At 63.0% G+C, this 24,771-nt stretch carries 33 protein-coding genes and 1 pseudogene; 10 read left to right on the top strand and 24 right to left on the bottom strand.

Annotation, left to right across the window (positions count from 1 at the left end):
- The 5 genes from CCK88_RS07855 to CCK88_RS07835 all read right to left on the bottom strand — a co-directional run bounded on the left by CCK88_RS07855 (position 1) and on the right by CCK88_RS07835 (position 5,567).
- The gene (locus CCK88_RS07855; RefSeq protein WP_086469899.1) at positions 1-1,887 is read right to left on the bottom strand and encodes a coiled-coil domain-containing protein; all 1,887 of its coding nucleotides are present in this window, start codon (positions 1,885-1,887) and stop codon (positions 1-3) included.
- On the bottom strand, positions 1,880-2,359 hold the full coding sequence (locus CCK88_RS07850; protein ID WP_244557455.1) for an ABC-three component system middle component 2: 480 nt from the start codon (positions 2,357-2,359) through the stop codon (positions 1,880-1,882). Before CCK88_RS07850 ends, CCK88_RS07855 begins: the two co-directional genes overlap by 8 nt.
- Complete coding sequence (locus tag CCK88_RS07845) at positions 2,356-3,369, bottom strand: ABC-three component system protein (protein ID WP_086469897.1); 1,014 nt, start codon at positions 3,367-3,369, stop codon at positions 2,356-2,358. Before CCK88_RS07845 ends, CCK88_RS07850 begins: the two co-directional genes overlap by 4 nt.
- A gap of 192 nt (positions 3,370-3,561) precedes the next feature.
- On the bottom strand, positions 3,562-4,536 hold the full coding sequence (locus CCK88_RS07840) for a hypothetical protein (protein WP_086469896.1): 975 nt from the start codon (positions 4,534-4,536) through the stop codon (positions 3,562-3,564).
- A 248-nt stretch (positions 4,537-4,784) separates the two neighbouring features.
- Positions 4,785-5,567: a L,D-transpeptidase family protein gene (locus CCK88_RS07835; RefSeq protein ID WP_244557454.1), complete on the bottom strand. Its 783-nt coding sequence runs from the start codon at positions 5,565-5,567 to the stop codon at positions 4,785-4,787.
- 153 nt (positions 5,568-5,720) lie between these two features.
- Here CCK88_RS07835 and CCK88_RS07830 point away from each other — a divergent pair, with 153 nt between their 5' ends.
- Positions 5,721-6,158 (top strand): hypothetical protein, encoded by a 438-nt coding sequence (locus CCK88_RS07830; protein ID WP_086469895.1) that lies wholly within the window; start codon positions 5,721-5,723, stop codon positions 6,156-6,158.
- Here CCK88_RS07830 and CCK88_RS07825 read toward each other — a convergent pair.
- The 5 genes from CCK88_RS07825 to CCK88_RS07805 all read right to left on the bottom strand — a co-directional run bounded on the left by CCK88_RS07825 (position 6,149) and on the right by CCK88_RS07805 (position 10,351).
- Positions 6,149-7,162, bottom strand: coding sequence for a flavin-containing monooxygenase (locus CCK88_RS07825; RefSeq protein ID WP_086469894.1), 1,014 nt, complete (start codon positions 7,160-7,162; stop codon positions 6,149-6,151). The genes CCK88_RS07830 and CCK88_RS07825 overlap by 10 nt on opposite strands.
- Positions 7,159-7,812, bottom strand: a complete 654-nt coding sequence (locus CCK88_RS07820; RefSeq protein WP_086469893.1) for a DsbA family protein — start codon at positions 7,810-7,812, stop codon at positions 7,159-7,161. Before CCK88_RS07820 ends, CCK88_RS07825 begins: the two co-directional genes overlap by 4 nt.
- Positions 7,809-8,243, bottom strand: a complete 435-nt coding sequence (locus CCK88_RS07815; RefSeq protein WP_086469892.1) for a disulfide bond formation protein B — start codon at positions 8,241-8,243, stop codon at positions 7,809-7,811. The genes CCK88_RS07820 and CCK88_RS07815 overlap by 4 nt, the downstream gene beginning before the upstream one ends.
- A 75-nt stretch (positions 8,244-8,318) precedes the next feature.
- The gene (locus CCK88_RS07810) at positions 8,319-9,203 is read right to left on the bottom strand and encodes an abortive infection family protein (RefSeq protein WP_086469891.1); all 885 of its coding nucleotides are present in this window, start codon (positions 9,201-9,203) and stop codon (positions 8,319-8,321) included.
- Positions 9,203-10,351 carry a GIY-YIG nuclease family protein gene (locus tag CCK88_RS07805; RefSeq protein ID WP_086469890.1) on the bottom strand — a complete coding sequence of 383 codons (1,149 nt, stop codon included), beginning with the start codon at positions 10,349-10,351 and terminating at the stop codon, positions 9,203-9,205. The genes CCK88_RS07810 and CCK88_RS07805 overlap by 1 nt, the downstream gene beginning before the upstream one ends.
- A gap of 193 nt (positions 10,352-10,544) precedes the next feature.
- Here CCK88_RS07805 and CCK88_RS07800 point away from each other — a divergent pair, with 193 nt between their 5' ends.
- The 4 genes and pseudogenes from CCK88_RS07800 to CCK88_RS07785 all read left to right on the top strand — a co-directional run.
- Positions 10,545-11,510 carry an arsenic resistance protein gene (locus CCK88_RS07800; protein WP_086469889.1) on the top strand — a complete coding sequence of 322 codons (966 nt, stop codon included), beginning with the start codon at positions 10,545-10,547 and terminating at the stop codon, positions 11,508-11,510.
- A gap of 225 nt (positions 11,511-11,735) precedes the next feature.
- Positions 11,736-12,059 carry a hypothetical protein gene (locus CCK88_RS07795; RefSeq protein ID WP_086469888.1) on the top strand — a complete coding sequence of 108 codons (324 nt, stop codon included), beginning with the start codon at positions 11,736-11,738 and terminating at the stop codon, positions 12,057-12,059.
- Between the two features lie 74 nt (positions 12,060-12,133).
- Entirely contained in the window at positions 12,134-13,381 is a 1,248-nt protein-coding gene (locus tag CCK88_RS07790) for a L,D-transpeptidase family protein (RefSeq protein WP_086469887.1), read from the top strand.
- Positions 13,382-13,405: 24 nt separating this feature from the next.
- Positions 13,406-13,633, top strand: a pseudogene (locus CCK88_RS07785) (heavy-metal-associated domain-containing protein); the annotation flags it as partial.
- Between the two features lie 13 nt (positions 13,634-13,646).
- On the opposite strand, the gene arsH reads toward CCK88_RS07785, so the two are convergent.
- From arsH to CCK88_RS07755, 6 genes are read right to left on the bottom strand one after another with little or no spacing between them, the layout of a single operon-like run.
- The gene (gene arsH / locus CCK88_RS07780) at positions 13,647-14,372 is read right to left on the bottom strand and encodes an arsenical resistance protein ArsH (protein WP_086470867.1); all 726 of its coding nucleotides are present in this window, start codon (positions 14,370-14,372) and stop codon (positions 13,647-13,649) included.
- Entirely contained in the window at positions 14,347-14,769 is a 423-nt protein-coding gene (arsC, locus tag CCK88_RS07775) for an arsenate reductase (glutaredoxin) (RefSeq protein ID WP_086469885.1), read from the bottom strand. The genes arsH and arsC overlap by 26 nt, the downstream gene beginning before the upstream one ends.
- Entirely contained in the window at positions 14,766-15,827 is a 1,062-nt protein-coding gene (gene arsB / locus CCK88_RS07770; protein ID WP_086469884.1) for an ACR3 family arsenite efflux transporter, read from the bottom strand. The genes arsC and arsB overlap by 4 nt, the downstream gene beginning before the upstream one ends.
- Before the next feature lie 7 nt (positions 15,828-15,834).
- The gene (gene arsN2, locus CCK88_RS07765; RefSeq protein WP_086469883.1) at positions 15,835-16,260 is read right to left on the bottom strand and encodes an arsenic resistance N-acetyltransferase ArsN2; all 426 of its coding nucleotides are present in this window, start codon (positions 16,258-16,260) and stop codon (positions 15,835-15,837) included.
- Complete coding sequence (locus CCK88_RS07760; RefSeq protein WP_086469882.1) at positions 16,257-16,787, bottom strand: arsenate reductase ArsC; 531 nt, start codon at positions 16,785-16,787, stop codon at positions 16,257-16,259. The genes arsN2 and CCK88_RS07760 overlap by 4 nt, the downstream gene beginning before the upstream one ends.
- Positions 16,777-17,139: an ArsR/SmtB family transcription factor gene (locus tag CCK88_RS07755; RefSeq protein ID WP_086469881.1), complete on the bottom strand. Its 363-nt coding sequence runs from the start codon at positions 17,137-17,139 to the stop codon at positions 16,777-16,779. The genes CCK88_RS07760 and CCK88_RS07755 overlap by 11 nt, the downstream gene beginning before the upstream one ends.
- A gap of 103 nt (positions 17,140-17,242) precedes the next feature.
- On the opposite strand from CCK88_RS07755, the gene CCK88_RS07750 reads away from it, so the two are divergent.
- Both CCK88_RS07750 and CCK88_RS07745 read left to right on the top strand, forming a co-directional pair.
- Entirely contained in the window at positions 17,243-17,446 is a 204-nt protein-coding gene (locus CCK88_RS07750) for a heavy-metal-associated domain-containing protein (protein WP_086469880.1), read from the top strand.
- Positions 17,446-17,841 carry a c-type cytochrome gene (locus CCK88_RS07745; protein WP_086469879.1) on the top strand — a complete coding sequence of 132 codons (396 nt, stop codon included), beginning with the start codon at positions 17,446-17,448 and terminating at the stop codon, positions 17,839-17,841. The genes CCK88_RS07750 and CCK88_RS07745 overlap by 1 nt, the downstream gene beginning before the upstream one ends.
- 1 nt (position 17,842) lies before the next feature.
- Here CCK88_RS07745 and CCK88_RS07740 read toward each other — a convergent pair whose 3' ends face one another.
- The 6 genes from CCK88_RS07740 to CCK88_RS07715 form a co-directional block, all read right to left on the bottom strand.
- Positions 17,843-18,163 (bottom strand): hypothetical protein, encoded by a 321-nt coding sequence (locus tag CCK88_RS07740; protein WP_086469878.1) that lies wholly within the window; start codon positions 18,161-18,163, stop codon positions 17,843-17,845.
- A 92-nt stretch (positions 18,164-18,255) separates the two neighbouring features.
- Positions 18,256-18,717, bottom strand: coding sequence for a DUF305 domain-containing protein (locus CCK88_RS07735; protein WP_086469877.1), 462 nt, complete (start codon positions 18,715-18,717; stop codon positions 18,256-18,258).
- 33 nt (positions 18,718-18,750) lie between these two features.
- The gene (locus CCK88_RS07730; RefSeq protein ID WP_170926392.1) at positions 18,751-19,170 is read right to left on the bottom strand and encodes a hypothetical protein; all 420 of its coding nucleotides are present in this window, start codon (positions 19,168-19,170) and stop codon (positions 18,751-18,753) included.
- A complete protein-coding gene (locus tag CCK88_RS07725; RefSeq protein ID WP_086469875.1) occupies positions 19,167-20,045 on the bottom strand; it encodes a cytochrome c in 879 nt (292 codons plus the stop codon). Before CCK88_RS07725 ends, CCK88_RS07730 begins: the two co-directional genes overlap by 4 nt.
- 23 nt (positions 20,046-20,068) lie before the next feature.
- The gene (locus CCK88_RS07720; RefSeq protein WP_170926391.1) at positions 20,069-20,560 is read right to left on the bottom strand and encodes a cytochrome c; all 492 of its coding nucleotides are present in this window, start codon (positions 20,558-20,560) and stop codon (positions 20,069-20,071) included.
- A gap of 159 nt (positions 20,561-20,719) precedes the next feature.
- A complete protein-coding gene (locus tag CCK88_RS07715) occupies positions 20,720-21,052 on the bottom strand; it encodes a hypothetical protein (protein ID WP_086469873.1) in 333 nt (110 codons plus the stop codon).
- A 231-nt stretch (positions 21,053-21,283) separates the two neighbouring features.
- Here CCK88_RS07715 and CCK88_RS07710 point away from each other — a divergent pair, with 231 nt between their 5' ends.
- The 3 genes from CCK88_RS07710 to CCK88_RS07700 are packed head-to-tail and all read left to right on the top strand — an operon-like array spanning position 21,284 to position 22,866.
- Positions 21,284-21,559 (top strand): metal-sensitive transcriptional regulator, encoded by a 276-nt coding sequence (locus CCK88_RS07710; RefSeq protein WP_086469872.1) that lies wholly within the window; start codon positions 21,284-21,286, stop codon positions 21,557-21,559.
- A 13-nt stretch (positions 21,560-21,572) separates the two neighbouring features.
- Complete coding sequence (locus CCK88_RS07705; RefSeq protein ID WP_086469871.1) at positions 21,573-22,340, top strand: MauE/DoxX family redox-associated membrane protein; 768 nt, start codon at positions 21,573-21,575, stop codon at positions 22,338-22,340.
- A 10-nt stretch (positions 22,341-22,350) separates the two neighbouring features.
- Positions 22,351-22,866, top strand: a complete 516-nt coding sequence (locus CCK88_RS07700) for a DUF305 domain-containing protein (RefSeq protein ID WP_086469870.1) — start codon at positions 22,351-22,353, stop codon at positions 22,864-22,866.
- A gap of 165 nt (positions 22,867-23,031) precedes the next feature.
- Here CCK88_RS07700 and CCK88_RS07695 read toward each other — a convergent pair whose 3' ends face one another.
- Together CCK88_RS07695 and CCK88_RS07690 are read right to left on the bottom strand one after the other, a co-directional pair.
- Positions 23,032-24,297, bottom strand: a complete 1,266-nt coding sequence (locus CCK88_RS07695; RefSeq protein ID WP_086469869.1) for a Y-family DNA polymerase — start codon at positions 24,295-24,297, stop codon at positions 23,032-23,034.
- Positions 24,294-24,746 (bottom strand): LexA family protein, encoded by a 453-nt coding sequence (locus CCK88_RS07690; protein ID WP_244557453.1) that lies wholly within the window; start codon positions 24,744-24,746, stop codon positions 24,294-24,296. Before CCK88_RS07690 ends, CCK88_RS07695 begins: the two co-directional genes overlap by 4 nt.
- Positions 24,747-24,771: the final 25 nt, after the last annotated feature.

The raw sequence follows: 24,771 nt of genomic DNA, 5'->3' as shown, positions 1-24,771 counted from the left end.
TCATGATTTTTGGCGAACAGGGAACAAGCCCTGCCGGCCATCGCCGGATTCGCCTGAGAACCGCTCGATCTTGACCGCTGCCGGCATCTTGGACGGCGGGTCGTTGTTCTCGATGACGTAGACCTGGCCGAGTTCGCCCAAGCCTGCAAGGTGCCTGTAGAAGGCCACGTCTAGAGCGGTGCTGGCGATCGCCTTCTCGTCGGCTTCCAGATCGCCGTGACGTTTGTAATGGATCGGCTTGCGGTAGGTGACCAAAGGCGAATCCAGCACCACGAAGCCTGGATGCGGCAAACGATTGGTCCGGCAGTAAATCATCACGGCGACTGCGAAAGCGGAATGGAACACCGCCTTCACGCCCTTGCCGTTCTGGCTGCGCGGCCGGCCGTTGATGGCGATGTCCTGACGGCTCTCGTCCCACGTCACCGCTTCGATGCCAGGATATTCCCAGGCGGTGAGCACGTCCTTGACGACCTGCGCGAACTTGTGGCCGGTGGGGCCGTCGATGCCGATCATCAAGCCGTCGGCCTTCTGCCGGCCGACCTTCGCTACGGCAATGGCATCGCGCTTGACCTGGAGCACGGCCCGTCGCGATCTGAGATCCGAAATGCCTTCCAGTTTGGCAAGCCGCTCGGCCAGCGTCTGGTAATCGCGACGGGTGTTCGCTTCCTGGGGCTTGAGCCGAGCGATGTCGGCTTCCCGATCTCGCACCTCCGCCGCACCGAACTCGATACGGAGATTTAAGGCGGCCTGCTCCGTTTCGACACCGGCCAATGCCGCCTCGAGACCGCGCATATCGCGCTGGATCTTGGCGATTTCCGCCCGCGCCGCCGCATGCTGACGGTCCAGGTCGCCAAGTTCGTGCGGCAGGTGCTGATCGCCGGGCAGGGCCCCGCACATGGGGCAGGGCTGGTTCTCGAACCGCTGAAGCAGGAAGCCGCCTTCCTCGATCGCCTCGAGCCTGCGGATGTCTGTGCTGTAGGTGTCCCGCAGTTCGAGGAACCGTGCCTTCATGGCCACCAACTGACCGAGCTTGAAGCGGTCGGCGTCCAACGTCTCCATGAACCCGCGACGTTCCCGGCTCGCCGTGTCGAGGCGCTGCTGGACATCCCCCAAGGTGTTGCCGAAGTCCTCGAGGCGATCGCCGAGCCGCTCGATGTCCTGGTCGAGCGTGCCGGTGTCGAATTCTGCGATCTGACCGTCGATGTCGGCGATCATCTCCTCGAGCAGTTCGACCTTGCCGTCGTTGCTGGCCTTGAGCGCCTTCTCGTTCGGAACCTCGATGACGTCGCGGTCGTCCTGGCCGGTCAGGATGAAGCGGAAGACGTTCTTGTTGAGCGTAGGGCCGTTCTTCGGGCTGACGATGGTCGGGCTGTCCGCGGTGAACATGCGGTCTTCGTTCACCGCGATATAGGGCATGAAGTGCCGGATGGAGAAAGGGATCAGCTGAGCCGCCTCGGTGGCGGCGATCTTGGCGTCCTTGATGCCGATGCTCTCCAAAAGCACTTCCGAGACGCTGCCGAACTTGCCCTTGCCGTGATCTGCCGCCAGCGGGACGGAGGCTCGGCCGCTGACGTCGCCGTCCTTGGCCAAGCCCTCATATAGCTTGAAACCGGCTCCCCTGCGCGCCCGCTCCAACGTCACCTGCCGGCCGTCGCCGAGGGTGAGGCCGAGCAGCACCCGGGTGTATTCGGCACCTTGCTCCAGGACGTCCGGCGGGCTGCCGCCAAGCATGAAGTCGAGGACCTGGAGGGAATAGGACTTGCCTGCGTTCGAGCCGCCATAGACGATGGTCAGGCCTTCCGCGAACTCAATGCCCGCCGGTTCGAGGCCGTCGCCCGTGAAAGTCAGGTGCTCCAGCCTGAGTTTCGGGCGCAACGATTCAGGCATCGGCCGCACCGCCTTCTTCCCCGAATTCCAGGCTCCATCTCTCGATACTTGCACGCAGGCGGCTCACGAACTCATCGCCGGAAGATTTCCATTGCTCGGCCAGCCATTTCGACCGCGCGAAGAGGTCGCGGTTGTAGTCGGTCCCCATGAGCTTGACGAAGGCCGGGGCGTCTTCTGACGCGGTGAAGCGAACGCCGTCCTCGGCCTCGACGACGTCGATGAGGCTGGCACGGCGCATGAGCCTCAAGCCGTCCTGGATGACGCGTCGGCGCACATGGTATTCGCCTACGCGGGATCCGATCGCCGGGTGCAAGCTTACCGGCCCGCCGATGTCCTTGGTGTGCACCACGAAATAGTCGAACAGCGACATGGTATCGATGTCGAGGGTCGCAGGGTAGCAAGCCTCGAGGATCAGCAGGGAGCGCACGCCGGTCTCGACGCTGCCGTTGAAGAGGCGAGGGGGCTCGGTCAAGGCTTCTTCCATGGCATCACCCCCTCGTTGGCGAGATGGTGGCAGGTGCCCTGTCGCACCTGCACCGATGCCCGGCGATGCCGGCCGAAGATTCCGGTGACGTCAAGCCGGCCGGCGCGGTCCATGACCTGCGTCAGCCGGTCGAACCCGCTGGTTGCCGCGTATGTCTCGAAGACGCCGGCGTGCACCTCGTCGTTGAAGTGCCGCAGATGCTCCGGATCAAGATTGTCGCGGAAATGTCGGCGGAAGGCGTCCGTGTCGTAGTAACGGCGGCGCTGCATCGCCAGATGCATGCCGTGTTCGGGGTGGTCCATCACCGCGTCGGCATCGGCGAACGGGATGCCGGCATGGTCGGAATAGATCGAGACCAACTGTCCGACATAGACGGCTTCCTCGTCGGCCACGCCGACCGGTACCGAACCGCCGGGCGCTTGGCCGGGATCGTCGCCGAAAGTGTCCGCCAAGACCAAGTCCATGCCCGGCAATGCCAGCATCTTGTCGACGTCCCAGCCTTCGATGTTCCGGAACGGGTGCCGTTTTATAAGGCGCTGCAGTGCCGGCGTCATCGGCACGTGCTCGCCGTTGCTCCTGATCTTTCGCGCGCACCGCGTGTCCCATTCGGCCAGCATGGTTGCCCGGAATCGCTCGGGGTTATGCAGCAGCTCTTCGGCGCTGCGGTTGAAGCCTTTGGGCGCCACGAAGAAGTATTTGCGCGGGGCGGTGAAGTGGCCTTCGGCCGCGAAGTGGAGGATCTTGCCGACCTCCTCGAACAACGTCGGCGCGTCGAGCGGTTTCGCCAGCTTCTTGCACTGGAAGTTGTCCCACTCGCCCTCATGCCTGGCGGCGGTGACGAAGCCGCCGACGTCGCGACCCATGTCCGAGGAATCGCCAAACTCGTAATGATCCATATAGTCGATCATCCGCGTCGCCACCCAGCGATGGACGAAACGCTCCAGTGCCTTGGCGGAAAGGAGCAGGATATCGTCGCGATAGGTCAGCTTTCCGCCCATGCCGGCCTACGCCCCCTCTCAATCGGAACCTGCACCATCTTCATGAGCGCCATGGAAAAAGTCCAGAGGTACGGCCGCATATCTCTCGTCCCGACGGCTTCGGTGAACTGGTAGTTCGGGTCGAACTCGGTGATGGCCTGCATCATCGATTGGCGGACCACTGAAGCCCGCGCCGTCCCCATGCAGACGGCATCATCGCCAAGGTGTCGGTCCGCTCTCGTCGTCCTCGCCAGGCAGGACAACTCGCACCGGGCCTTCCAGCGTGCTTCCGAGGACTTCGGAGCTGGGGTGGAAATAATCCAGGTCGTCGATGCCATGCAGTGGATGTCGGCCAGCGCGATGGTTGGCGAGCATCGCAAGCGCAGGCAGCCGCATGAGGGTGCTGAGCAGTTCCATGCCTGTTGTGGCCATCAGGATTTCGTATTGCCGCAATGCCGGCTCTCTGTCCTCCGTCACGTCCTTGAGCCAACCCATGGTGACATCGGGGTCATCGGTCAGGACCTTCCGCAATCCGGCGACCAGTTTGTCGGTGGTCACGACCCGGTCCGGGTTCACGGCATATCCTCCGGCGGCGATGTTGCTGAGCGCATAACGCGCAGCGGACAACCGGCTCTTGCCCGCATGCGGAGCCCGCAGATGGCCGACGATGTCCTTGGCAAGCCTTCGCCGGAACGACATGGCCATGCCCGTCTCCGCGATGGCGCGGTCCGTGTCGATCGAGCGGACAACTATGTCGAGGAGCCTGTCGACTTCCTGTGCCATCAGCCATTCGTCCCGGACCATGCAATGCGCCATGAGCTCGGCGACCAGGCCGACGCCGGCATAGCGGCTGGCGTGCTCGATCTCCGGAGCGTTGCGCACGCGCAGCTGCAAGGCATCCCGCAGGACCGACATGAACATCTTGAGCGTTTGGCCACGGGATTCGCGGTTGGTCTGCGCCCGCGCTTCGGCAGTGATCGAGGCCACCCTGAGTTCGCATTCGCCGGTACCCGGCTTGGCCGCGTAGTGGGACAGGAATTCGGTGACCTCGGTTTGGGTCGGACGCTCGACCTTGATCACGGGATCCTTGCAGCACGGGCAGACGATCTGGAAGCCCGCGACGTCGCCGTAGCGGACTTGATCCGCAGGTACGTATTCGCCCAGCAGCAGGGAGTATCCGACCTTCATTTCCGCACCTCTTTCCACCGGAGGGTACGGGCCGAACATGAAAGGCACCAACGGGTGGTCAGAACCACGACCTGCTGGTCTCGGGCAACCGATGCTCAGCGCTTCATCCTGGACCAGGCGGAGTCGGCATCGGGTCCGAAGTGCGAAAACGATCGAACGCGTCGAGCACGGCGGTTGCCAGGAACAGCCGGTTGCAGCGCCCTTCACCAGGTAGAACTCGCAGGTTCGTGGAACCTCGATCGCGGGAACTAGAGCACGGCCATGGTCGAGTACGAGATCACAGGGCAGGCGCCATCGTATGGCAGCGGCGCATCGCCAGGATTGGTTCGATTGAAAACGTAGCGCCTCTCGCAGACGTCGACCCGCGGCGGCACCCTGCCGGCGTCAAACAGGTCGGTGCCCTCCTTGAGGTTGCGCCAGAAGCCGGCATGCGGGCTGGCGGCATGCCGGGCGAGGTTCGCCTCGGTCATCCGGAACGGCAGGAGCTGGAGCGGAACGGTGCCGTTCCCGCCTTTGAAGCTCTCCCTGACCATGGCGTAGATCTCCTTGATCCCGTCGTCGGTCATGGCGTAGCAGCCCACCGACAGGCAGTCCCCATGGATCATGAGATAGCTGCCGGTCCGACCCCATGCCTGGTCGAATTTGTTCGGGAAGCCGACGTTGAAGGATAGGTAGTAGCTGCTCTTGGGGTTCATCATGGCAGGGGTGACGTCGTAGAAGCCTTCCGGCGACTGGTAGTCCCCTTCCTTGACCTTGGGTCCGAGGGCTCCCGACCACTTGCAGATCGGATAAATCTTGAGCAGCGCATACTGGCCGGAGCCGGTCCGCTTCCAGACCTCGAGCTCCGAACTCTCCTTGAAGACGCGGATCATCATGGGCTGCGCCGGCGAAGAGCCTATCTGGGCCATGCGGTCGACCAGAGCCTTCGGCAAGGGAACGTTGTGCCGGTTGTCGCCGACGAACTGGCTGCAGCCGGCAAGGACGAGAACCGCAAGGGCGAAGGCGGTGGCGTTGATGAAACGGGCGAGCATGCGAGTATCCGATATTCGGTCGGTCGCAGGGTAGGGGTTCATGGTTACCCTTTCGTTTGCCCGAGGACGACGAGCCGATCACGAAAGCATGCGTGTTGTCGCAGGGCCGGATTTGGTGTTGCGGCATCGTCGTCGGGATGGAACTGTCGGCGCATGAAACAGGCCTTGATCTCCATTCTGGTTTCCGTCTCCTGCATGACCCCTGTCGTTTCGCAGGAGCTGCCGGTGGCCGTCGTCGACGGTTTGTTGATCGAAGAGGCATGGGCATCGACCGGACCGGCGGGAACGGAGATATTCCTTGTCGTCAACAACACCACCACGACCGGTATCGGGCCGATCGGGATCGAGGTGGACGGCGCCTCGTCGACGCGCGTGCTGCGATCGGACGGGCAAGAATTCGTTCCGTCGCTGCCGCCGCATGCCGAGCTGTACATGCAGCCTCGCGGTGTGCGCATCGAGGCGATCGGTCTACCGGTTACCGCATCGATCCCGGTGACCGTTTCGGTCGGCGAAGCCAGCGCGACGGTGGAGGCCCGTCTGCTCGGGCCCGGCCAACCGCCGCCCGATCACCATGACTATCGTCACGGCTGACCAAGTTCGGCGAGAACTCGATCGATGACGGTTTCCGAGTCTCTTGCCGCGCCGAGAACCAGGCCCGACGCCCGGTTGCGCAACCATGGTCGACCGAGACGATGGACACCTGATCCATCGGCTCCCAGCCAGCCATCGTCGTCCCTGTAGCCCACCGCCCAGATAACCGCGTCCACGTCCTTGGTGGTTCGGTTCGCGAACTGGACCCGACGACCGCCGGCGTGTTCGAGTCGAGGCCAGACGTCGATGCCCATCGCTCTCAGCGCCTTCAGCGATCTCCCCCTGTCGGGGAAAGGGTCGGCGGCTTTCATGATCCTGCCGATCGCAGAATTCGACGTAGCCGACAAAAGGCCGAGACGGTCCATCCAGGTCCACGTGCTCTGCCCCAGAAACCTTTCCGGGAACAGGCGGCGCGGCTTGCCGGTGGCAAGCAGGACGCGATGGGTCGCCGCGAGATCGACGGCTATATCGCGTCCGGATGCGCCATCCCCGACCACCAGCACGGTTCCGGGAGGGACGTCCGCGGGATTGGAATATGTACCCGACGTCAGCTGCAGGACGTCGTCGCCGAACTGGTCCGCCATGCGCGGCACCCACGGTCGCTGGAACGCGCCGGTGCAGTCGACGACCGATCGGCATACGATGACGCCACCGCCGGCCAGCCCAGCCTCGACTGCACCGTCGCTCCTGCGGAACAAGCGCTCGACCCGGGTGCCGGTCAGGACAGGCAGCGAAAATGTCTCGGCATAGTTCTCGAGATAGTCGGCGAACTCGTCTCGGCCCGCATAGCCCTCCGGTTCGCCAAGAAGCGACAGCCCTGGCAGGGCGCTGAGCGTGCGAGGGGTGAAAAGGGTCAGGCTGTCATAGCGCCGCCGCCAGCTGTCGCCGATCCTGGCGGAGGCATCGACGACGATGTGCGACGCTCCGGCCCGGGATAGGCGATACGATGCGGCAAGACCTGCTTGCCCTCCGCCGACCACCAGGACGTCGACGCGATCGTTCATTCCGCCGCGGCGACCTCGCTCGCCACCAGGTCTGCCAAGGCCTGGGGGTCGGGGCTGTCGGGAGATTTGCCGTTAACGAAGAAGGTGGGGGTCTGCTGCACGCCGAGCAGTTCGACATCGGCGGTATCGGCGTTCAGCACCGCCACCATCGCGGGCCGCAATACGTCCTGCCGAGCGAGCTCGACGTCTAGCCCCGCTTCTCCCGCGATCTGCCAGGCCAGGTCGAGGTTCGGTGCCCCATGGACGGCCCATTCCGGCTGACGCGCCAGAAGCGCTTCGAGCACCGGAAGGAAAAGGTCCTGCAGGCGCGCGGCCTCGATGATCTTGACCGCGGTGTCCGAACCCTCGTGGAAGGCGGCGTAGCGCAATACCAGCCGGACATCGTCGGGATGACGATCCATGATCTGCTTCACGATCGGGTAGTACGCTCGGCATGCCTCGCAACTAGGGTCGAAGAACTCGGTGATGGTGACCGGCGCCTCCGCCGGCCCGATCACCGGGGAATGCGCACGGACGTAGCCGGCTTCCTCCAGTGTCCCCACGACCACGGAGGCGTCCGGGGCCGGGGCAGGGCGGTAGAGCCAGGCCGCGGCGGCGAAGACCGCGATGGCGACAATGGCGACACCGATGACTAGGAGGCGCTTGTTCATGTGCGTTTTCTCGTGAGGGGCAAAAGCAGGAGGGTGATGCCGGCGAAAGCCGCCGCGGAGAGGTACGGGATGGGCATGCCCATGACGACCATGCCTTCGCCGGAACAAGACGGGCCACTCGCCTGGCAAGGGACGATCGGCGTCGGCAGAAGGCCAGCATACTGGAGCGAGTGGTAGCCCGCGATGACCAGCCCGATGACCGACAGCGGCAGGCCATGGCGCCAGACGCCGAGTTCGCCTCGGTATGCGGCGACACCGAGGATGACCGCCAACGGGAACATGGCGATGCGTTGGTACCAGCACAGGGTGCACGGCATCTGTCCCATGACCTCGCCGATGAACAAGGCGGCGAGCGTGGCGACCAGCGCCAGGCCCCACGCCGCCATCAGCATGAGGGGATCGATCCCGATCGATATTGTCTTGTTTTCCATGCCCGTGACCCTACGATCTCCAGCCGCTGGAGGAGCAAGGCATAATTCGTCGCAGGCTGCCGAGAGTGCCCAGCGTCACCCGGGCATATCCATCGAATGCAGTGTCCTCGACGGAAATCTGAACTGCCAGGTTTCGATCAGGAACAGCGAGGCGGCGCTGGCGGAATGGATGGCGAGCCTGGCGATGCGCCGGTCGATGATCCTTTTGGTGCCGCGTTCCCGGCCATGGGCGTCGCCGCCATGGGTCCGCAAGGCACCGATGCCGCCGATGGTGGTGTTCAAGCCTCCGAGGATGGCGCGCACGTCGTCGGCGACCAGGTCCGGCACGCCGGTCTTGGCCGGGTCGAGACCCAACGGACCGCGAACCGCTCTGTAAAGTCCTTGGATGTCCTTGTGCGCCGGCAACGGCAACCCCAACTCCACCAGGATGGATCGGCAGACGCTTTCCAAGATGGAGCAGGCGGCGGTGACGGCGTCCTCGGGATCCGCGTCCGCGTTCGCCAAAGCCCGTTCGAGATCGTGGTTGACCGTGTCGAAATCGATCACGGCCACCGTCGCGACAAGGGCGTCGATGACCGCCGCGGACTGCCCGGCCTGCAGCAGGCGTGCCTTGCCTCCCACGATCTGCAGTTCGAGCCCGTCGTAGCGCAGGCGCGCATTGAGGTAGTCTACCACCGCTTGCTGACGCTCGGGTTCATCGAGGAAGTCCCTCGGGTCGGCGGCCTGCTCGGCGATGTTCCGGAGGATCGTCTGGTCCTCTGAGCGGTTCGCGTCCTCGATCGCATCGACCAGCGTAGGCAGGCGCGAGCCGCTGCCCACCCGCATGCTGACATTGCAACCGCGCATGAACGATTCGAGCTTCGAGCCGGACCGGTAGATGCCGATGCGGTCGGTGCCATCGCCACCGGAGATGACCTGCGCCAGTGCCCCGATCGTCTGAGGGGAGAAATGGATATGCATCAGTTTACCCTGGTGTAGGTTTGGCCGTCGATCACCCGCTGGACCTGTTCCTTGTTGAGTGCTCCGATGCGCTCCGCGATCAGATCGGGGGGGTGCTCGTCGGCCAGGCGCCGTATGGCGCGCACCTGTTCGACGGATAGCCTGCCGTCTCGGCCGCAGATCTGCGCGACCGCCCACTCGTCGTCCTTCCACCTTTCGGACACCCATGGTGCCGGAAGTCCGCGCCGAGGATTTTCGCGAAGCCACTTTTCCAACAGGACGTCGCGCTCGTCGGGCGAAGGAACGACCCGCGGCGCCAGGAGCCCATGCTCACGCAGATACTTCAATCCGGACTTCCCTCCGGGGATCATGTTCAGCCTGCGGTCGTCGTGCCAGTGGCCCTTCACCAGATATTCCTCGGTGTCGTAGAGTACTTCGACGTCGTCGGTAATGCCCATGACCTTGTGGTGCACGTAGGTGATGCGGCCCGCGTCCATCTCCTCGCGAAATTTCCGGTGGAACAGCAGCGGGCTTCCGGTCTCGATCTGGCGCCGGTGCTCGGACCACCTCTTCTGCCAGCTGCGCGTGGTGACGCCGACATAGAAGAAGCCGTCGATGGGATAGGAGGCGCCGTTCCCGAAGATATGTTGGTAGAGCACGTATGACTTCTTCACCCATGTCTTGGGTATGAGCAGCATCTTCGCCGGGGCCGAGAACAACAGGGATGGCACCTTGAGGCCGGGGATATTTGGATTTGAATTGGGCCTCTGACCGGCGCCGATCCGCTCGGCGGTGCGCTCGGCAGCCTCCAACTGAGCGGGGTCTGTTACGACGTCGACCTGGATCGAAGGCTCGATGGCGAGTTCTCCGTCGGCAAGCGCCTTGCCCGAACCGAAATGTTCCGGCCCGATAGTCCTGTGCCCCTCGCGCACCTTCATCTGGGGTGCCACGAACATGGGGCGATCGCCCAAGGCGATGATCTGCACAACGGGGATCGGCTGGCCCGGCTTTACCCTGATGACGCCGTGCTCGGTCATCGCGCTACCGAGCCAGTGCCTCCCGTAGGGTGTTTCGCACCATTGGCCGAGCACACGCTCCACCTCCCGCAGCCGGCGGTGCATGGGTTTTGGCGTCAGGTGCTCCCACCAGTCCACGTTGATCTTGACCATTCCGAAGCCCCCGAGGACATCGAGATTGTCGTCCGGGTAGCCGCGGACATCAAGTCTTGCCGAAGCGTCGGTACAGATGGGACAGCCGCACCATCCTTATCGAGCGTTTGTCCGACATGGATGGGATGTCGGCCTGTCGACTTTGACGCGCGTCTGGTAAGCAGCGGACATTCTCAACTTGGAACGTTGCCGCATGAACGTCCGCAAGACCATGGAAGCGCATCAGGTCGCAATCTACTTTGTCGCCATTTTCGCGGCGATTGCGTCGTCCGTGGCCTTGCCGACTGCCGGTCTCGCCGTTGTAATCGAGCCGGCTCTGGCGCTGATGCTGTTCGCCACCTTTCTTCAGGTTCCTCTTGCTGATCTCGGGCGCGCCCTCTTGCGCGTACGTTTCCTCACCGCTCTTCTGGTCGCGAACTTCGTCGCCCTTCCGATGTTTGTGCTTGCCCTCGTCCAGTTTGCGCCCGCCGATCCGATGGTGCGTCTCGGCGTCCTGATGGTGCTACTCACGCCTTGCATCGATTATGTCGTGACGTTTTCCCATGTCGGGCGAGCGGACGCGCGTTCGCTGCTCGCCTCAACGCCGATACTTCTCCTTCTCCAGATGGCACTACTACCTGTGTACCTCGGTTTGTTCGTTGATGATGAAGCCTCCAGTCTCGTTCGGCTCGAACCCTTCGTGCATGCTTTCGTGTGGCTGATCGTAGTGCCCTTGGCGCTGGCGGCTGCCGTGCAGTTCGTGGCAGCACGTCGGTCGTATGTGGAGTCGACGCTGACCGCTCTCGATGTCCTGCAAGTTCCTGCCACGGCACTCGTCCTGTTTCTGGTGTTCGCATCGGTCGTCCCGCAACTTGGGTTGGCGGTCGACAGCGCGCTTCTGGTTCTACCGATCTATGCCGCATTCGCGGTGGGAGCACCCGTCATCGGATGGGGTATCGCCCGCACCGCGCGTCTTACCGCTCCCGAAATGCGGGCAGTCGCCTTCAGCGCGGGCACACGCAATTCGCTTGTGGTCCTGCCTCTCGCGTTCGCGGTGCCAGGAGCCGTGCCACTTCTGCCTGCTGTGATCGTCGCTCAAACGGTTGTCGAGCTTGTCGCCTCACTTTTCTACATGCGGACGATGCCGGTGCTTGGCAATGCTGCTGCAGCCAGAAACTGACACCGTGCCGTGGAGATGACGGCTTCCTTGGACACAAAAGCTCGCAGCCAGTGAGCGAAAATGGGTCGAGTGCCGACGTGCGTTACCGATGTCGAATTCGGCCACCGGAACCACCCCCGGCCGCACTGTTGGTGCCAAGGCCACCTCGCGACGCAATACCGTCAAAAATTTAACCTTAGGCTAAGGACGATGTGTTCCAATGCGGACCTCCCCCTTGGATGATGGATGATCTACGAGCTGCGCCATAGGCTTTTGCTGCCCGTCTTGTTCGGCGTGATCGCACTGATGATGTCGGTGCATCAGGCGGCGGCGTTCGGCCTTGCCGAGGATCCTGCGCACGCACATGCGAGCGAGATTACCTCGGAACACGACGTAAGCCACCCACTGCATGCCCCGAGCTGCTGCACTTTGGCGTTCGGTATTCCGGCGCCGGATTTCACCGCGGCCTTCGAGGCCGTTGCAGCGCCGATCGCCGGGTCGGTTTCCGACGACGTCTCGACCTCCCTCGATCTCTTTTCGAAGCATTTCCGACCGCCCCGCCTAGCCTGATCCTCGACCAAGACGATGCCGTTCCCGCCGCCTCGCGGTCGGTCGGCCCGCCATGCCTTTCAAGGATCAGAACGATGAAGAGACGTGATTTCCTTCGACTGCTGCCCATGAGCGCAGCCCTTACGTTGCCTATGATGCAACCCGCCCGGGCGCAGTCGCTCTGGGACATGATGAACCGGAACCAGTCGTTGACCGACGCCGAGCGGGAGGCCAACAGCGCCGCGGCGATTGCGTCGATCGACACGGTCGAACCCATCCTCAGCTACGACACCGCCAACAACCTTCAGCTGGCGATCGGCCAGTACGAACCCTTCGTCAACGCTGGCGGGTGGGAGCAGGTGCCTCAGGAGACTTACGGGCTGAGCATGGGGATGGCCCGCGAAGGAGTGGTGCAGCTCAAGCGTCGGCTGCTGTCCTCGTCCGACATGCCCATGGTAGAGAACGTCGACGGCACCTTCGATGCGGCGACCGATGCCGCGTTGAGACACTTCCAGGCCCGGCACGGCCTGCAGGTCACCGGGCAGGTCGACGAGGCCACCTGGTACACCCTCAACGTTCCGGCGGAAACCCGCCTCCACCAACTGCGCCTCAATCTTCTGCGCGTCCAGAACATGGCGCCGGCGCTGGCGAACCGCTACGTGGTCGTCAACATTCCAGCCGCCTTCATCGAGACGGTTGAGAACGGCATGGTGGTAAAGCGGCATACGGCAGTGGTCGGTCGCATCGACCGGCAGACGCCGATCCTCAAGAGCCGAATACATCAGATCAACTTCAACCCGTACTGGAACGTGCCGGTCTCGATCATCCGCCGCGATCTCATCAAGTACATGAACGAGAACCCGAACTATCTCACCGAGCAGAAGATCAGGATACTCGACGGCAACGGCCAGGAGATCCAGCCCAGCTCGATCAACTGGCAGACCGAGGAAGCCGTGAACTATCGCTTCCGGCAGGATCCCGGACCGCTCAACTCGATGGGGAACGTCAAGATCAACTTCCACAATCCGCATGCGGTGTATCTGCACGACACTCCGACCAAGGGCTTGTTCGGCGACAATGCGCGTTTCTATTCCTCGGGCTGCGTGCGCGTGGATCAGGTGCAGGATTTCGTCGGCTGGGTCCTGCGCGACAACGCCGCCTGGGGGCCGACGGAGATCGGCAACGTCTTCGCCAACGGCGAGCGTACCGATGTCGACGTCCAGAGTCCGCCCGAGATCCACACGACCTACATTTCTGCCTGGGCGAACCGGAATGGCGTAGTCAGTTTCCGCGACGACGTCTACGAGTTCGACATGGCCGGGAAGGTTACCTTCGAAGCATGACCGGCCCGGGCAACCTATTCGGTTTCCGGGATGGGGTGCGAGGACTGCGTCATTGTCATCGAGAACGCGGTCAATCGCCTGCCCGGCGTTGCTTATGTCGGCGTGTCGCTATCGGGCGGCACCATGACCGTTAGATCCGGCGAAGGCTTTGACGCAACCGCGATCGTCTCGAAGGTCCAGGCGCTTGGGTACGGCATGGGAGGGGCCGACACGGCATCGACTGCTGCGAAGGTCTGCCGATGCCGTGTTTGACCGCTATCGATAGCTAACTCGCTCTCGACGCGACGCTCGCGTCAAGCTTGGCGATACCTTCCTTGCGCTCGCTGTAACGGCTGGTGAGGCAGCTGGCGATACCACGGTTGACGAGCGTGAACTTCACCAACTCTTCCATGACGTCGACCACGCGATCGTAATAGCTGGACGGCTTCATCCGCCCGGCTTCGTCGAACTCCTGAAACGCCTTGGCCACCGAGCTCTGGTTCGGGATGGTGACCATGCGCATCCAGCGACCAAGGATGCGCATCTGGTTTACCGCATTGAACGACTGCGATCCGCCTGAGACTTGCATGACTGCCAGGGTTCGACCCTGGGTCGGTCTGATCGCGCCGCCGGGTAAGGGTATCCAGTCGATCTGGGATTTTAAGACCGCGGACATGGCGCCGTGTCGTTCTGGCGAGGTCCACACTTGGCCCTCTGACCAAAGCATGGCTTCGCGCAGCTCTTGAACCTTGGGGTGGGTGTCGGGGGCGTCGTTCGGCAGCGGCAGGCCGTTGGCGTGATAGATCCGGACTTCGGCGCCGAAGGCCTCGAGCAACCTTTGCGCCTCGAAGGTCAGGAAGCGCGAATACGACCGGTCGCGCAACGAGCCGTAGAGCATCAGGATGCGCGGCTTGTGATCGAGGACAGGTGGGGTCAAACGAGCGAAATCCGGGGTCTCGAAAACATCACCCACGACATTGGGCAGATCAGACAATACGCTTACCCTCGGCATCGATGACGACCTCGCCGTCTTCCTTGGTGAAAGGTCCGATGTCGGGGTTCTCGAGGATGTCGAGCACCACCTCGGACGGCCGACATAGTCGGGTGCCGATCGGCGTCACGACGAAGGGCCGGTTCAACAGGATCGGATAGGTGCCGATGGCGTCGAGCAGCGCCTCGTCGGACAGGGAAACATCGGCCAGACCGAGTTCGGTGAAGGGTGTTTCCTTTTGCCTTAGGGCCGCGCGAAGCGAGATGCCGGCGCTTCGCACCAGCTTGGCGATCCGATCCCGGCTCGGTGGGGTTTTGAGGTATTCGACGATGGTCGGCTCGACCCCCGATTGCCGGATCATGGCCAGCGTGTTGCGCGAGGTGCCGCAGTCGGGGTTGTGGTAGATGATGACGGTCATGGCGTTGCCCTAGCTTCGGTGTTTCGGCGCACGGCGTCACCCTTGTCGTACCAGCCCTTGGTTCGGTTCACGATCCAGACCACCGACAGCATGACCGGCACTTCCACCAGCACGCCGACGACGGTGGCCAGCGCGGCACCGGAGTTGAAGCCGAAGAGGGCGATGGCGGCGGCAACGGCGAGCTCGAAGAAGTTGGATGCCCCGATCAGTGCCGAAGGTCCGGCGACGCAGTGCTGCTCTCCCGAAACCCTGTTCAGGAGATAGGCGAGGCCGGAATTGAAGTAGACTTGGATGAGGATCGGCACGGCCAGGAGCAGGATGACCGTGGGCTGGGCGATGATCTGCTCGCCCTGGAAGCCGAAAAGCATCACCAGCGTCACCAGCAGCGAGGCGATCGATATGGGCTGCAGGACTGCCAGCACGCGGTTCATTGCGTCGATGCCGCCATGGGATAGCAGCCAGCGGCGATAGACCTGCGCCGCGATCACCGGAACGAGGATATAGAGGCCGACCGACAGCAGCAGCGTGTCCCAGGGAACGGTGATGGCCGAAAGGCCCAGCAGCAGCCCGACGATGGGCGCGAAGGCGACGACCATGATTGCGTCGTTCAAGGCCACCTGGCTCAGGGTGAAGTGCGGCTCGCCCCGCACCAGGTTCGACCAGACGAATACCATTGCCGTGCACGGAGCCGCGGCAAGAATGATCAGGCCGGCGATGTAGCTGTCGATCTGGGCTTCGGGGAGCAAGGGGCGGAACAGCCAACCGATGAAGAGCCACCCCAAGAGCGCCATAGAGAAGGGTTTGATAGCCCAGTTGATGAACACCGTGACGCCGATGCCCCGCCAATAGGCTCCCACCTGGCTCAGGCTCATGAAGTCGATGCGGACCAGCATCGGGATGATCATCAGCCAGATGAGCACCGCCATCGGTAGGTTCACTTGAGCGAACTCGAGACTTCCAATGCTCTGGAAGACGCCGGGGAAAAAGTGACCGGCGGCGACGCCGACGACGATGCAGATGGCGACCCACAGGGTCAGGTAGCGTTCGAAGATGGACATGGCAGACCTAGACGTCGCGTGAAAGCAGAGTGGCGCTGGAGCAGATGGAGGAGGCCTGCCGGGTGCCGAGGATCGTTGCCGGAGCATCCGCACGATCGGTCAGGACGAAGCCGAGATGCTCGAAGAACGTCGCAGCAGACGTGGTCAACAGGTAGACCCGCTTGCCGCCGGCGTTGCCGATCTCACGAAGCATCCCCTCTGCAACCATGCGGCCTGCGCCGGCTCCACGGCTCTCCTCGGGCACGACTATGGACCGTAGCAGGGCATCCCTGTCGTAGAGTTCGAAACCGCCATAGCCGAGGAGGCACCCGTCCTTCTCGAACCGGAAGAACGACCGTCCAGCCTCGCCGACATCGTCGACCGGAAGCTTTGCGCTGGAAAGGGCCGCAACGAAGTTCCCGTCACTGCCTGGGATCGGCAACGAACGGATCATGCTACGTTCGACGATCTAGTGGTGGTGCCGTCCATCGCGCCGATGCCCTCGAGCTTCGAGTTCAAGGCCATTCGGTCGATGGTGGCGAGCGGCAGGTTGATGAAGGCGCCGATCCTGTTGCGAAGGAACCGCATGGCATCCTCGAAGGCCGCGCGCTGCTTGAATTCGGATCCCTCGACAGCAGCCGGATCCTCGATGCCCCAGTGGGCGGTCATCGGTTGTCCGTCCCATATCGGGCAAGCTTCTCCGGCGGCGTTGTCGCAGACCGTGAAGATGAAATCCATTCCGCGCGACCCAGGGGCAGCAAACTCGTCCCATGCCTTGGAGCGCAGTCCATCAATTGAAATGCCGGCTTTGCCCAAGGTGTCCAGCGTGAGCGGGTGCACCGCTCCTTTGGGTGTCGAACCGGCTGAGAATGCGCGAAAACGACCTTCGCCGACATGGTTGAGGATCGCCTCGCCCATTATGGAGCGTGCCGAGTTGCCCGTGCACAGAAACAGGACGTTGTAGACGCGATCAGCAGACATTCCTTGTCTCCAGCGGGGCGTTGCAGCATGGGGTGAATTCGGCAACGAGTGGCTCGCAGAGTTCCGGGCGCCCGCCGCAGCAGTCCTGTACGAGGAAGCTCGCGATCTCGCGTACTCGGTCGACGACGGCGCGGTAGACGATGGAACGGCTATGGCGCTCCGACGCGATCAATCCGGCGCGGGCAAGGATGGCGAGGTGCGAGGACATGGTGTTCTGAGGCACTCCGAGACAGCGCGCGATCTCGCCGGCAGGCAGTCCTTCCGGTTCGTTCTGCATCAGCAATTTGAACGTGTCGAGCCGGGTGGCCTGGGACAAGGCGGCGAACACTTCGATGGCGTCATTTGATTCCATATATCCAGAATTACCGATATGGAGAATTCTAGTCAAGCCGGGATTGCCCTTGACCTTGCCACCGTGGGAACCCTCATGATCGAGTTTTCGAAGAGGAATTCCCATGCACAGTTTCAAAGTCGAAGACATGACCTGCGGCCATTGCGCGGCGACGGTGGAGAAGGCGATCAAATCGGTGGACGGTCAGGCCGACGTCAAGATCGACGTTGCCAACCGCGCCGTCGAGATCCGCAGCGATAAGACTGCCGAGGCGTTCGCGACCGCCATCGGTGAAGCCGGTTATACCGGTGCAGTCCAGGGCCGCTGATGCGCCTTACACGTTGCGCAGCGATCCTGGTGGCGATGCTGACCGGAACCGCGGCGACAGGCGCGGGGCATGATGGAGAAGCCCTCTATCTGGATAACTGCTCCAGCTGCCACGGCGTCGAACTCGAGGGACAGCCGGACTGGATGGTCCGGCTTCCCAACGGCAGGCTGCCGGCGCCGCCGCACGACGAGACCGGGCACACCTGGCATCATTCGGACGAGCAATTGTTCCGGATCGTCAAGGAAGGCTTGGCGGTCATCGCGCCCGGTTACGAGACGGACATGCCGGCCTTCGGCTCGACCATGACCGACGACGAGATCCGCGCCGTGCTCGACTACATCAAGAGCACCTGGCCGGATCGGGAGCGCGAGTCACAGGCGCAGCGGTCGCAATAGTTCAGGGCGTATCGGTGCGACCGACCGTGCTCGACCGCCGATGGCGAAGATGCAGCCGCGCCACGACCAGGGCGACGGTCGGCCAGAACATGGTATTGACCACGTCGACGATCGCGCCGCTGAGGTCGACTTCGTGGAACAGGTCGAGAGCCTCGTTGACCAGTTCGAACCCCAACACCGCCAACCATGGCAGGATGCTTGCCGGACCGCGCCTGAAGACGAGGATCGCGATCACGTAGATGGCAAGGCCGAGATGGATGTGCAGTGCATCCCGGCTGAGGTGCATGAAATCGGTCGCAAGGATTTTGAGGTCGTTCAGCAAGATCGTCTCCCGCGTTGAACCTTAACAGTCAATGATTTCGGGAAGCTGAAGGGGGTGGGGAACGCGCCATGGCGCGTCCCCCGATCGTCGGACTACTCGTCGGCGCCTTCGCCTTCGAGCCAGGCGATCATGTCGGCGATTTCTTGCTCCTGGGCGTCGATCACCTTCTGCGCCATGTCCTTGGCCCACTGGTTGTCGCCATGGGCGAGCTCGGCCTTGGCCATGTTGATGGCGCCCTGGTGGTGCGGGATCATCGCGCAGACGAATGCCACATCGATGTCCTCGATCATCATGGCGTCCATCATCTGCTTGTTGGTCTCGTCCATGCCGGCCATCAGGTCCATGTGGGCCTGGTCCATCTCGTGGTCCATGCCCATGGCCATGTCGCCGGCCATGCCTTTGGCCGACTTGCAGATCTCGGGCAGCTCGACCGAGTTTTCGGCGCCGCCCATGGCGGACATGTCATGGCCCGCCATGGCGTCCTGGGCGAAAGCCGGAGCCGCGGCGGCGACGATGAAGGTCGAGACGAGAAGCGAGGTCTTGAAGAGGTTCATTTTCGATTTCCTTGATCGATGGATTGAGAAAGGTCAGGCACGATCGAGGAGTGGCTTGGGCGGACGATCGATCCGGTCGATCGGCCATCGCGGATCGGTCATGTCGGGCTCCGGCACTTTCACCGAAACCGGTGCCATCCGCAGCGAAGCCTGTGGCGATACCGGAAGCCCGGAAAGACATAGACCCATGCCGCAGCACATCGGCATCGAGTGGACGCCGCCGGAGCAGTCGCCATGGCAATCATCGCCATGGTGATGTTCATGGGAAGCGTGGGATGTCGACAGTACCGGACCCGAAGCCATGGCGCCGTGGTGCAGCGTCATGCTGGCGGCAACCGCCACCATCACCATCAGCACCAACCGCACGCGCATCCGCAGGGCAAGCAATGTCGAGCTTCGAACCATGCCCGCTAAACCCCGCCAGGAGGCCGACGTTCCAACAAACATCCTCATTGCGCACTCCTTTCCTGTCCTAGGTCGAGCAGGTAGGTGGCTATATCTTCCAGGTGCGTCGTCAGCAGGTACTTGGTGCTGCCGTGGACGACCTCCGCCATCGAGCCGCCGAACACGTCGCCGTCCGGCGTCACCCCGGTTCTCAACGCGTCGACCAGCGCTGCCTTGGTGTAGCCACGGGCAGTGAGATCGCGAGCCGTCAGCGGTGGGGCGGCGTCGCCGTCCTGCATCGCGGGATCGCCGGTCAGCTCCTGGGATTCCGGTAGCCCGCCCATGGCGCTCCGAGGCGCGTGGCATGCGGCGCAGTGCGCCGGCCCCCAGACCAGGTAGCGCCCCCGGTTCCATTGCGACGTTCGGGTGGGATCTGGCTCATAGGCTACAGGCTTCTCGAAGAATGTCCGCCACAGCTTGATGCCGCCACGCACGTTGAATGGAAAGCCGACGTCGTGGGGGCGCGACGGGGTGGTGTCGGCGGGCGCCGCCGCGATCGCCGACCAGAGGTCTGCCACGTCCTGGTCGGTGAGGGTGGCGTAGAACTCGTAGGGGAATGCCGGATAGTAGGGATCGCCGGCAGGCGAGACCCCTTCGCGGACGGCTCGGGCGAACTGCTCGAAGCTCCAGTTTCCGATGCCCTCGTCGGGATCGGCGGTGATATTGGGCGCATAGAACGATCCGAAGCGCGACACCAACGCGGCGCCGCCCGACAGCGGCGTGGCACCGGCTTGGGTATGGCAGGTAATGCAACCGGAGAGCCGGGCCAGATAGGCGCCACGTTTCGCGTCGCCGGAGGGCGACGTGACCGGGCGGGCAGGGGAGATCGGCCAGACCTCGACCGCGATCACGCCGATGCTGGCGAGGACGAGGGTTGCGACCATGAGGGAAGCGAGCCGCCTTATGGTCATTTCCTGAACGCGCCGTGGCAGGATGCGCACGTTCGCGATATGTCGTCATAGACCGCGGCGGCCGTTCGGACCTGAGGGCGCTCCGAAACCGAGCCGGTCTCGACCAAATCCACCGACTGCAGACTTGGGGTCGGGATTCCCATGAGCGATGCGAAGCTCATCCTGTCCCACTCCGACAACGGAGGCGGGGAAGGCTCACTGACCGCGGTCGCGGCGGGCGGGGCGTCGGCCGTAGTGCGGAGTTCTTCCCCGAGCACGGCGAGCCGGTCGGCGAGGCCGGAGAACTCCTGCCATCTCGCCCAGATCTCGGGGGTCGCCTCGGTCGGTGCTTCGAGGCTTCCTTCCGGAAAAAGATCGGTCATGGCGGGGCCGCCGTGCATCGCGATCATTGCGGCGGCCTCGCGGATCACCTCCGGCTGAACCGACGCGCCTCCGGCCAGAGGCGCAAGCACCTTCATCTGTTCGCTGAGCATCATCATGCCCATCATGCGCTCACCCACGATCCCGGTGGCGCCTCCATGTCCAAGCACCGCGACGGCGCTCGCCAGGACAAGACCGCAGGCCAAAGGCCACGGATATTTCGTCTTCGACATTTTCTTCGATTTCCACGTTGCTCGATGCCGTCATGGGACGGCGGCGATACGAGCTCAGGCGCGTGGAGGTCGCAGGTCTTCGTGCAACGGGTCGGCGAAGGCCGGGGAATCGATGCCGTCATAGGCGATGCTGGACACCCGGAAGGTGCAGCCGATCGCTAGCGGCTCGACCGCGAGCAGGGGTGCCCCGCAATGGACGGCTGGGTCGTCGTGCTGGTGGCCTTGTTCAGGACCGGCGGGATGATCGTGGCCGGCAGCGGCCATGTCGGTCACGGCGTCGTTTGCCTGCAATCCGTGGTGCAGGTCGTGCGCATGAGCCGGCACCGCGCTGAGAACCAGCACGGCGACCAAGGCCAGGGCGTTGACGAACCTGAGGACCAGATGCAAGCGAATCTCCCGATACCCGCTTTGACCGCGACATTGTGGCGGCCGAAAGACGGAATGCAAGGGTGACGACCGCCGGAACTCGAAACCGTCGGGCGTTGACGATCAAGCCGATCGACGAAGGCGGAGGAACGAGATGATAGCGGCGACGAGGCTTCCTCGAATTGCACGACGCCTCTGGAACCCCGGTAGGACAATACCCATTATACCCCCATAGGGTATTTGGATATTTATATGTGCGACGGCGAAACATTGGCGATCCGCAACCGGCTCAACCGTATCGCGGGGCAGGTGAACGGCGTCTCCCGCATGGTCGAAGAGCAGGCATACTGCATCGACATCCTCAATCAGCTGCAGGCGATCAAGTCGGCCTTGGCCAAGGCCGAAGATGAGATCCTCAAGCAGCATGCCCGCTCCTGCGTCGCCGAAGCCATCGCTTCGGGCGATGCCGGTGCTCAGACCAAGAAATTCGAAGAGCTGGTCGACCTGATCGCCCGCTCCAAGCGCTGAAAGGACAGTGCGCATGACCACCGCCAAGACTGCCGTCCTCCATAGGATGGTCACCCCGGAGCATACGTGTCCCTATGGCCTGAAGGCGCTCGACCTGCTCAAGCGCAAGGGGTTCGAGGTCGAGGACCATCACCTGGAGAACCGTGAGCAGACCGAAGCCTTCAAGGCCGAGCACAACGTCAAGACCACGCCCCAGACCTTCATCGACGGCAAACGGGTAGGGGGTTACGACGACCTGCGGCGCTACTTCGGCCTCAAGGTCAAGGACAAGGACGCCGTGACCTACACGCCGGTCATCGCCCTGTTCGCCATGGCTGCCGCCATGGCCCTGGCGACCAGTTGGGCCGTCTACGACCAGCTCCTGACCGTCGCTGCGGCCGAATGGTTCGTCGCCTTCGCCATGTGTCTCCTGGCGCTCCAGAAGCTCAAGGACGTCGACGCCTTCGCCACCATGTTTCTCAACTACGACCTCCTGGCCAAGCGCTGGGTTCCGTACGCCTATATCTACGCCTATGCCGAAGGCCTGGCCGGCGTGTTGATGGTGTCGGGCGCCCTCATGTTCGTCTCGATCCCTGTCGCGCTCTTCATCGGCACGGTCGGCGCCGCCTCGGTGTTCAAGGCGGTCTATATCGACAAGCGCGAACTCAAGTGCGCATGCGTCGGAGGCGACAGCAAGGTGCCGCTCGGCTTCGTGTCTCTGACCGAGAACTTGATGATGGTCGCCATGGCCGTCTGGATGCTGCTCAAGCCCGCCGGCATGGCCATGGGCATCGGACACTGAGGAGAACGACATGACCGACCACGCGCACCACGGGCACGAAGCCCACGACAACCGATCAATGTCGCCCGGCCATAGCGGACACGGGCGGCCCTACTTGATGTTCTGGATCAACATGGTCCTGGGCCTGATCGTCATGTACGTCGTCATGTTCTCCATGATCGACGGCTGGCACGACTACCGGAACAACCTCAACATGTTCTACATGGCCGTCACCATGTGGGCGCCCATGGGCATCTTCATGCTGGCCACCATGCCCGGCATGTTCCCGAACAAGCGCATGAACGTCGTCCTCTACGTCGCGTTAATCTTGCTGACGGTGCTGTCGTTTTGGGGCACGCGAGCCCAGGCCCTCATCGACGACCGCCAGTTCGTCGACAGCATGATCCCGCACCATTCCGGGGCCATCCTCATGTGCCGCGAAGCGGACCTCGAGGACGCCGAACTGGTAGCCTTGTGCGGCGAGATCATCGAAGCGCAGCGTCGCGAGATCGAGCAGATGCAGGCAATCGGCGATCGTTTAAATTAATTCAGTCTTTTCAAAGATGTCTCTCCGGCCGACTTGATCGTTGGCCAGGCGTGCTGCCCTAGTTAGCTGATGAAGAAATCGGTCATGTGGTATCCCTGCGTCCGCTCGGTTGAATCGACGGCTCACTATCCGAGCCTGGCCGGGATGGCGCAAGCGCCGCGACCATCAATGGCATAGAGGCAGCTCGTCCCATCGCGTCGTGTAGCGGGGCGAACGCTTTTCGAACTTCGTTGAGAAAGCGGATTGGCTCGCCAAGCCGACCGCCGCCGGCACCACGGTTGCGCGCCCCCATCTCAGATTGGCCTTGTCCATCGCCGCCATGACCTTCGCTGCCTTGGCGTGGTCGAGATTGTCGAATAGGGACCGCTGGGACAATTCCGGCGGGACGAGGTCCTGCGTGATGATGCCCGCCTTGGAATACCGGAAACCGGACTTCCAAAGGCCATCCACCGCGCGCTTGGCGGCACGGATCAAAGCCATCGTATCGTTGGTAGCCTCGGGCAGGTCGATGGTCATGCTGACGTTGCGCCGCGGCTCGCCGTCCGCGAACTGACTGGTATGCATGAACACCGTCACATGGTTCGTCGCCAATCCATGTTGGCGGAGCTTCTCGCCCAACCTGGCGGCATAACCCGCGACGGCCTGCTCCATGGCCGGTTTGGTGGTTACCCGCTGGCCGAAGCTACGGGTAACGGCGCAACCCTGCCGCTGCGGCGCTACCGACTCCAACTCCATGCATGGCCGACCATTCAGCTCGTGGACGATCTTCTCCCCGACCACGGTCATAAGTGCCCGCGCGCGCTTGGGCTCCAGGTCGCGCAGCTGTCCGGCGAACTCGATACCTTCGGTTGCAAGCTTGGCTAGGCTGGCCCGACCGATCCCCCACACGTCGCCGACCGGGAAGTCGGCCATGACCCGTTGCTGCTCGCGAGGATCCGTCAGGTCCAGCACGCCGGAAGAAAGCGTCTTGGCGGACTTGTTCGCAAGCTTGGCCAGGGTCTTCGTCGGTCCGATCCCGACGCATGTCGGAATGCCCGTCCACTGTTTGGTGGTTGAGCGTAGATCGCTGGCCCATTGGGCTCTCTTGGCGACCGGAATGTCATCCACGTCCAAGAAGGTCTCGTCGATGGAGTAGACTTCCGTGGCGGGCGAGAAGCGGCCGTAGATATCGTTCATGCGCCGGCTCATGTCGCCGTACAAGGCGTAGTTCGAGGACAGCGCCGCGACACCGTTCAATTCGCAGAGCTCTTTGATCTGGAAGTAAGGGTGCCCCATCTTGATCCCGAGCGCCTTCGCCTCCGCGGTGCGGGCCACGGCACAACCATCGTTGTTGCTCAAGACGATGACCGGGCGCCGTTCCAGCTTAGGGTCGAAAACGCGTTCGCAGCTGCAATAGAACGAGTTGCCGTCGCTCAGCGCGAAAGCGGTCATTTGTGCAGGTCGCGGATCGTCGCCGTCACCACGCCCCAGATCGTGATTTCGGTACCCTCGTCCACGGTGAATGGGGGTAGCTTGGCGTTCTCGTTATGGAGCACCAACGTTTTCCCGCGTCGGTTAATGCGCTTCAAGGTTGGCGAATTATCGATGATGGCCAGGACGATCGAGCGGTGGCGAGCAGCGATGCTACGATCCACCACCACGACGTCGCCCGGGAAAATGCGGACGTCGATCATGCAGTCCCCAGCGACCCTCCACAAAAATGTCGAGGTGGGATTGCTGATCAGAACCTCGTTGAGGTCGACGGACTTTTCGATGAAATCGTCGGCCGGGCTGGGAAATCCGGCATGCACGGTCTGCCCGACGAAACGGACGTGCACCGGCCTGAATGACACCAAGGGCACCGGCATGCCGTTCGGCAAGGAGATGTCGTCGATATGCATGTCCGCTCCTGGAATATCCTGCGAG

The organism is Devosia lucknowensis, assembly GCF_900177655.1.
Lineage (GTDB): Bacteria > Pseudomonadota > Alphaproteobacteria > Rhizobiales > Devosiaceae > Devosia > Devosia lucknowensis.
Note: the sequence above shows the minus strand (reverse complement) of the source record. Positions and strands in the feature narration are given on the sequence as shown.

Excerpts from the sequence above, each read along its gene's own strand:
- CCK88_RS07835 (WP_244557454.1), bottom strand. The coding sequence starts at position 5,567 with ATGCTCGCCCGTTTCATCAACGCCACCGCCTTCGCCCTTGCGGTTCTC.
- CCK88_RS07750 (WP_086469880.1), top strand. The coding sequence starts at position 17,243 with ATGCACAGTTTCAAAGTCGAAGACATGACCTGCGGCCATTGCGCGGCG.
- CCK88_RS07820 (WP_086469893.1), bottom strand. The coding sequence starts at position 7,812 with ATGAACAAGCGCCTCCTAGTCATCGGTGTCGCCATTGTCGCCATCGCG.
- CCK88_RS07690 (WP_244557453.1), bottom strand. The coding sequence starts at position 24,746 with ATGCATATCGACGACATCTCCTTGCCGAACGGCATGCCGGTGCCCTTG.
- CCK88_RS07800 (WP_086469889.1), top strand. The coding sequence starts at position 10,545 with ATGAACGTCCGCAAGACCATGGAAGCGCATCAGGTCGCAATCTACTTT.
- arsH (WP_086470867.1), bottom strand. The coding sequence starts at position 14,372 with ATGCCGAGGGTAAGCGTATTGTCTGATCTGCCCAATGTCGTGGGTGAT.
- CCK88_RS07710 (WP_086469872.1), top strand. The coding sequence starts at position 21,284 with ATGTGCGACGGCGAAACATTGGCGATCCGCAACCGGCTCAACCGTATC.
- CCK88_RS07700 (WP_086469870.1), top strand. The coding sequence starts at position 22,351 with ATGACCGACCACGCGCACCACGGGCACGAAGCCCACGACAACCGATCA.
- CCK88_RS07825 (WP_086469894.1), bottom strand. The coding sequence starts at position 7,162 with ATGAACGATCGCGTCGACGTCCTGGTGGTCGGCGGAGGGCAAGCAGGT.
- CCK88_RS07720 (WP_170926391.1), bottom strand. The coding sequence starts at position 20,560 with ATGATGGGCATGATGATGCTCAGCGAACAGATGAAGGTGCTTGCGCCT.
- CCK88_RS07730 (WP_170926392.1), bottom strand. The coding sequence starts at position 19,170 with ATGAGGATGTTTGTTGGAACGTCGGCCTCCTGGCGGGGTTTAGCGGGC.
- CCK88_RS07735 (WP_086469877.1), bottom strand. The coding sequence starts at position 18,717 with ATGAACCTCTTCAAGACCTCGCTTCTCGTCTCGACCTTCATCGTCGCC.
- CCK88_RS07805 (WP_086469890.1), bottom strand. The coding sequence starts at position 10,351 with ATGGTCAAGATCAACGTGGACTGGTGGGAGCACCTGACGCCAAAACCC.
- CCK88_RS07810 (WP_086469891.1), bottom strand. The coding sequence starts at position 9,203 with ATGCATATCCATTTCTCCCCTCAGACGATCGGGGCACTGGCGCAGGTC.
- CCK88_RS07695 (WP_086469869.1), bottom strand. The coding sequence starts at position 24,297 with ATGACCGCTTTCGCGCTGAGCGACGGCAACTCGTTCTATTGCAGCTGC.
- CCK88_RS07745 (WP_086469879.1), top strand. The coding sequence starts at position 17,446 with ATGCGCCTTACACGTTGCGCAGCGATCCTGGTGGCGATGCTGACCGGA.
- CCK88_RS07725 (WP_086469875.1), bottom strand. The coding sequence starts at position 20,045 with ATGGTCGCAACCCTCGTCCTCGCCAGCATCGGCGTGATCGCGGTCGAG.
- CCK88_RS07760 (WP_086469882.1), bottom strand. The coding sequence starts at position 16,787 with ATGTCTGCTGATCGCGTCTACAACGTCCTGTTTCTGTGCACGGGCAAC.
- CCK88_RS07795 (WP_086469888.1), top strand. The coding sequence starts at position 11,736 with ATGATCTACGAGCTGCGCCATAGGCTTTTGCTGCCCGTCTTGTTCGGC.
- CCK88_RS07830 (WP_086469895.1), top strand. The coding sequence starts at position 5,721 with ATGAAACAGGCCTTGATCTCCATTCTGGTTTCCGTCTCCTGCATGACC.
- arsN2 (WP_086469883.1), bottom strand. The coding sequence starts at position 16,260 with ATGATCCGTTCGTTGCCGATCCCAGGCAGTGACGGGAACTTCGTTGCG.
- CCK88_RS07855 (WP_086469899.1), bottom strand. The coding sequence starts at position 1,887 with ATGCCTGAATCGTTGCGCCCGAAACTCAGGCTGGAGCACCTGACTTTC.
- CCK88_RS07815 (WP_086469892.1), bottom strand. The coding sequence starts at position 8,243 with ATGGAAAACAAGACAATATCGATCGGGATCGATCCCCTCATGCTGATG.
- CCK88_RS07840 (WP_086469896.1), bottom strand. The coding sequence starts at position 4,536 with ATGAAGGTCGGATACTCCCTGCTGCTGGGCGAATACGTACCTGCGGAT.
- arsC (WP_086469885.1), bottom strand. The coding sequence starts at position 14,769 with ATGACCGTCATCATCTACCACAACCCCGACTGCGGCACCTCGCGCAAC.
- CCK88_RS07755 (WP_086469881.1), bottom strand. The coding sequence starts at position 17,139 with ATGGAATCAAATGACGCCATCGAAGTGTTCGCCGCCTTGTCCCAGGCC.
- arsB (WP_086469884.1), bottom strand. The coding sequence starts at position 15,827 with ATGTCCATCTTCGAACGCTACCTGACCCTGTGGGTCGCCATCTGCATC.
- CCK88_RS07845 (WP_086469897.1), bottom strand. The coding sequence starts at position 3,369 with ATGGGCGGAAAGCTGACCTATCGCGACGATATCCTGCTCCTTTCCGCC.
- CCK88_RS07705 (WP_086469871.1), top strand. The coding sequence starts at position 21,573 with ATGACCACCGCCAAGACTGCCGTCCTCCATAGGATGGTCACCCCGGAG.
- CCK88_RS07790 (WP_086469887.1), top strand. The coding sequence starts at position 12,134 with ATGAAGAGACGTGATTTCCTTCGACTGCTGCCCATGAGCGCAGCCCTT.